The sequence below is a fragment of the Escherichia sp. MOD1-EC7011 genome, assembly GCF_002965005.1.
GTDB lineage: Bacteria > Pseudomonadota > Gammaproteobacteria > Enterobacterales > Enterobacteriaceae > Escherichia > Escherichia ruysiae.
Genome location: NZ_PTRD01000005.1, coordinates 1 through 5,224 on the forward strand (window position 1 = coordinate 1; position 5,224 = coordinate 5,224).

The following is a 5,224-nucleotide window of genomic DNA, read 5'->3' on the forward strand; positions in this document are numbered from 1 at the left end:
CCCCCTTCTCCCCGCCGCCCTGCCGTAAGCTGCGCACCTCTCTCCCGATGGCCATCAGTGCGGCCCCCCCCTGACCCCGGTCCCCGGAAGCCCCCTCCCCGCTGTTCCCCTCCCCCGCCGTCTGATTCAGGTTATCCCCGAGGGCGGCCAGCTGACGCAGTAACGGCGGTGCCAGTGTCGGCAGTTCCCCGGAACGGGCACCCGGCCCCCCCAGGCAGACCCGCCGCATCCATACCGCCAGCTGTTTACCCTCACAGCGCTCCAGTAACCGGGCATGTTCATCATCAGTAACCCGTATCGTGAGCATCCTCTCGCGTTTCATCGGTATCATTACCCCCCACGAACAGTAATCCCCCTTACACGGAGGCATCAGTGACTAAACAGGAAAAAACCGCCCTTAACATGGCGCGCTTCATCAGAGGCCAGACATTAACGCTGCTGGAGAAGCTCAACGAACTGGACGCGGATGAACAGGCAGATATCTGTGAATCGCTTCACGACCACGCCGATGAGCTTTACCGCAGTTGCCTCGCACGTTTCGGGGATGACAGTGAAAACCTCTGACACATGCAGCTCCCGGAGACGGTCACAGCTTGTCTGTGAGCGGATGCCGGGAGCAGACAAGCCCGTCAGGGCGCGTCAGCAGGTTTTAGGGGGTGTCGGGGCGCAGCCCTGACCCAGTCACGTAGCGATAGCGGAGTGTATACTGGCTTATACTATGCGGCATCAGTGCGAATTGTAAGAAAACAGCGCCATATGCGGTGTGAAATACCGCACAGATGCGTAAGGAGAAAATGCCAGTTCAGGTGCTCTTCCGCTTCCTCGCTCACTGACTCGCTACGCTCGGTCGTTCGACTGCGGCGAGCGGTATCAGCTCACTCAAAGGCGGTAATACGGTTATCCACAGGATCAGGGGATAGCGCCGGAAAGAACATGTGCGCAAAAAGACAAAGGGCGAGAGAAAGGCCACGCCGATGGCGTTTTTCCATAGGCTCCGCCCCCCTGACGAGCATCACAAAAATCGACGCTCAAGTCAGAGGTGGCGAAACCCGACAGGACTATAAAGATACCAGGCGTTTCCCCCTGGAAGCTCCCTCGTGCGCTCTCCTGTTCCGACCCTGCCGTTTACCGGATACCTGTCCGCCTTTCTCCCTTCGGGAAGCGTGGCGCTTTCTCATAGCTCACGCTGTTGGTATCTCGGCCCGGTGTAGGTCGTTCGCTCCAAGCTGGGCTGTGTGCACGAACCCCCCGTTCAGCCCGACCGCTGCGCCTTATCCGGTAACTATCGTCTTGAGTCCAACCCGGAAAGACACGACTTATCGCCACTGGCAGCAGCCATTGGTAACTGGATTCGCAGAGCATTGATGTTTAATCAGTACTACAGAGTTCTTGAAGTGATGGCCTAACTACGGCTACACTGGAAGGACAGTTTTGGTATCTGTGCTCTGCTGAAGCCAGTTACCCGGTTAAGCAGTCCCCAACTGACTTAACCTTCGAAAAACCGCCTCCCCAGGCGGTTTTTTCGTTTACAGCGGAAGAGATTACGACGCCTTTCAAAGGATCTCAAGGAGATCCTTTTCATCTATGCCAACTTGATGCAAATACAAACGAAGCAATCCTCTATCTCACATAACTTCGTTTAAGTTGTATCAACTAAATCCATAACTGGAGGCCGTATTAAGAATATATTTATCACCAGAGTGGTAAAACATATTCACCCATAAATTACTTTTTATATGTGAAGTATTTCTTAAACAAATCCAAAACTACACTAACACTCTCTGGAAGGAGGACTTTCCCAGTCGTTTTATCATAATAACTAGCCAGAACTTGAATATATGCATGACCAATAGCCTCAGTAATACCAACTGCTGTAGCTGCTGATATTGCCCCCCCAACAACGGAACCCACACCAGGAATGAATTTTAAAACATTAGATACAATGGTCTTACCCACCTGTGCTACCGCGGTAACTCCAAGTATCCCACTAATAATACTCGCTGATGCTGATGTTGTTATATCAAGTTCGAATTCAGAATTAATCTTGTATATCATTGTACTCTGCACTCCAGCAATAAGCGGAGCATCAGAGCCTGGCACAGGAGTTGCACCAACCACCCCAGCAGCTACAGATGATGTATGAACAATTAATTTTGCACCATCCTTCATGGCCTCCAGTCGCTCCTCCATTTTAACCATTTGAGCCTTTTTTAAGGCTTGCCTGGCACGACTCTTAGATTCTGGTAACGCCTTAAAACTAATATCTACTAAATCATCAAGACCACTAACAGGGATAGAAATATTAAGTATTTTCCGCTCTCTTGAATTTACTTTTACATACCTACCATTAATAAAATCACCATGATGAGCATTAATTTCACTAATGGCTGCCTCTATAAAATCGGCAGACTCATCGCCAAGTATTTTTGTAAACACAACAACTACAGGTATTTCTTTTTCTCTTAAAATACCAATTATCTCAATATCTCTTTCTTCTATCCTTGCACCTGACGAATCAATACAAACCCACCCTAAATGAGGCACATCGTCTTCATGAGATGAGTCATTGAATGCATGAAGAATATCATTCTTTAACTGATTTATGGTATTTTCATAATCTTTTGACTCAATACCTTTTGTATCCCACAACACCAGCCCTTTTCTTGGAACAGTGATTTTTTCTAAATGCTGGGTAACTGGACTTCCCACTCCTGACTTAACAATCTCCTCGCCAAAAACTGCATTAACCAAAGAACTTTTACCAACTCCTGTAGCTCCACAAAGAATTATATTAAATTTGTCCTTATGTTCCTCAGCCTCTGCCCTTGCCTTTTCTGCATTAAACTCACCAGTTTGTGGATTATAGGAATCACCTAAAAAATCTTTAACTTGCTCCAACATTTTAACCTCCACATAATAACAAGCCAACAAAAACGCAAACGATCACACAAATAATAAAATCATTTACGATTTTATTTTGAATATTATATTTGCAATAACCGAGTTAATGATGTTGGCTTTTTTTTCATCAACCAAAATAGAATCGCAATTTGGGCACCGACTAAAGGCGCTCACTCCATCAACTAAAGCATCACTACATTTAGGAATAGTTTTACACCAATGGCATGATAAACATTTATAAGTCATAGCCATTCTAATCATTACCAATTTTAACACCATGTACAAAATAAATAGTTAGTCTGATATCTATAGATATCAATCACATTTAACATAACCCCATTTTATGCGCACTGCTAAAACATGTTCATCGCGATCACGGCAGCAGACAGGTAAAAATAACAACAAACCACCCGAAAAACTGCCGCGATCGCGCCTGATAAATTTTAACCGCATGAATACCTATGCAATCAAATGGTACAGCTCACATTAACTCATCTCAATCTGCTGAACCTGCCATTTTTCATAGTTTCACCATCCCAGCGAAGGGCCATCCAGCGTGCGCTCCTGTATTTCCAGCTGGCGTTCCCGTTCCAGGGATAAAGCATGTTCGCGCTCCTGTATCAACCGTTCCTCTCTTATCTCCAGTTCTCGCTGTATAACTGGCTCAAGCGTTCTGTCTGCTCGCTCAAGTGCTGCACCTGCTGACTCAACTTCATGACCCGCTCGTTCAGCATCGCGTTGTCCCGTTGCGTAAGCGAAAACATCTTCTGCAATTCCACGAAGGCGCTCTCCCATTCGCTCAGCCGCTGCATATAGTCCTGTTGCAGCTGCTCTAAGGCGTTCAGCAAATGTGTTTCCAGCTCTGTCACTCTGTGTCACTCCTTCAGATGTACCCACTCTTTCCCCTGAAAGGGAATCACCTCCGCTGATTTCCCGTACGGAAGGACAAGGAATTTCCTGTTCCCGTCCTGCACAAACTCCACGCCCCATGTCTTCGCGTTCAGTTTCTGCAATGTCTCTTCCTGCTTCCTGATTTCTTCCAGGTTCGCCTGTATCCTCCCGCCGAGATACCAGAGCGTCCCACCACTCATGGTTAACAGGAGAAAGGCTATCCCCAGTAACATCATGCCCGTATTCCCTGCCAGCTTTAACACGTCCTTCCTGTGCTGCATCATCGCCTCGTTCACCCCTTCCCGGTGTTTTTTCAGCGATTCCTCTGTCGAGGCTGTGAACAGGGCTATAGCGTCTCTGATTTTCGTCTCGTTTGAGGTCACAGCCTCGCTGACAGATTCGCCGAGCCTCCTGAACTCGTCGTTCAGCATTTTCTCTGTAGATGCGGCTCTCTCTTTCAGCTTTTTCTCGAACTCCGCGCCCGTCTGTAAAAGATTGCTCATAAAATGCTCCTTTCAGTCTGATATTCCTCCCGCCGTTCGGGTCTGCAATGCTGATACTGCTTCGCGTCACCCTGACCACTTCAAGCCCCGCCTCTGTGAGCGCCTGAATCACATCCTGACGGTCTTTTATCTCTCCGGCATGGTAAAGTGCGTCTATCCCACGAGTAACACCCTCAGCAAGCGCCTGTTTCGTTTCCGGCAGGTTATCAGGGAGTGTCAGCGTCCGGCGGTTCTCCGGGGCGTTCGGGTCATGCAACCCGTAATGGTGATTAACCAGCGTCTGCCAGGCATCAATTCTCGGTCTGTCTGCCCGGTCGTAGTACGGCTGGAGGCGTTTTCCGGTCTGCAGCTCCATGTTCGGAATGACAAAATTCAGCTCAAGCCGTCCCTTGTCCTGGTGCTCCACCCACAGGATGCTGTACTGATTCTTTTCGAGACCGGGCATCAGTACGCGCTCAAAGCTCGCCATCACTTTTTCACGTCCTCCCGGCGGCAGCTCCTTCTCCGCGAACGACAGAACACCTGACGTGTATTTCTTCGCAAATGGCGTGGCATCGATGAGTTCCCGGACTTCTTCCGGATTACCCTGAAGCACCGTTGCCCCTTCCCGGTTACGCTCCCTTCCCAGCAGGTAATCAACCGGACCACTGCCACTGCCTTTTCCCCTGGCATGAAATTTAACAATCATCCCGCGCTCCCTGTTCCCTGACGACCTGCCGTAAGCTGCGCAACTCTCTCTCGATGGCCATCAGTGCGGCCACCACCTGAACCCGGTCACCGGAAGACCACTGCCCGCTGTTCACCTTCCTCGCCGTCTGATTCAGGTTATTCCCGATGGCGGCCAGCTGACGCAGTAACGGCGGTGCCCGTGTCGGCAGTTTCCCGGAACGGGCAACCGGCTCACCCCGGCAGACCCGCCGCATCCATAC

General features: G+C 49.5%; 7 protein-coding genes and 1 pseudogene. 2 read left to right on the forward strand and 6 right to left on the reverse strand.

The features are described from left to right. Positions 1-307: plasmid mobilization relaxosome protein MobC (locus A7098_RS23920; RefSeq protein WP_105280262.1), on the reverse strand; the 307-nt coding region annotated here is incomplete at its 3' end. Positions 308-372: 65 nt separating this feature from the next. On the opposite strand from A7098_RS23920, the gene A7098_RS02135 reads away from it, so the two are divergent. Then, a complete protein-coding gene (locus tag A7098_RS02135; protein WP_016241003.1) occupies positions 373-564 on the forward strand; it encodes a Rop family plasmid primer RNA-binding protein in 192 nt (63 codons plus the stop codon). Between the two features lie 671 nt (positions 565-1,235). Next, positions 1,236-1,406, forward strand: coding sequence for a replication initiation protein (locus tag A7098_RS02150; protein WP_153674799.1), 171 nt, complete (start codon positions 1,236-1,238; stop codon positions 1,404-1,406). 319 nt (positions 1,407-1,725) lie between these two features. On the opposite strand, the gene A7098_RS02155 is transcribed toward A7098_RS02150, so the two are convergent. The 5 genes and pseudogenes from A7098_RS02155 to A7098_RS02170 form a co-directional block, all read right to left on the reverse strand. Next, the gene (locus A7098_RS02155) at positions 1,726-2,901 is read right to left on the reverse strand and encodes a GTPase (protein WP_058820100.1); all 1,176 of its coding nucleotides are present in this window, start codon (positions 2,899-2,901) and stop codon (positions 1,726-1,728) included. Positions 2,902-3,536: 635 nt separating this feature from the next. Next, positions 3,537-3,770 (reverse strand): MbeD family mobilization/exclusion protein, encoded by a 234-nt coding sequence (locus A7098_RS23825; RefSeq protein ID WP_058820099.1) that lies wholly within the window; start codon positions 3,768-3,770, stop codon positions 3,537-3,539. Positions 3,771-3,776: 6 nt separating this feature from the next. Then, a complete protein-coding gene (locus A7098_RS23830; RefSeq protein WP_058820098.1) occupies positions 3,777-4,295 on the reverse strand; it encodes an MbeB family mobilization protein in 519 nt (172 codons plus the stop codon). Between the two features lie 37 nt (positions 4,296-4,332). Continuing rightward, positions 4,333-4,983 (reverse strand): annotated as a pseudogene (locus A7098_RS24105) (relaxase/mobilization nuclease domain-containing protein); the annotation flags it as partial. After that, on the reverse strand, positions 4,973-5,224 hold a 252-nt coding region (locus tag A7098_RS02170; RefSeq protein ID WP_301005533.1), incomplete at its 5' end, for a MobC family plasmid mobilization relaxosome protein. The gene A7098_RS02170 and the pseudogene A7098_RS24105, both read right to left, overlap by 11 nt.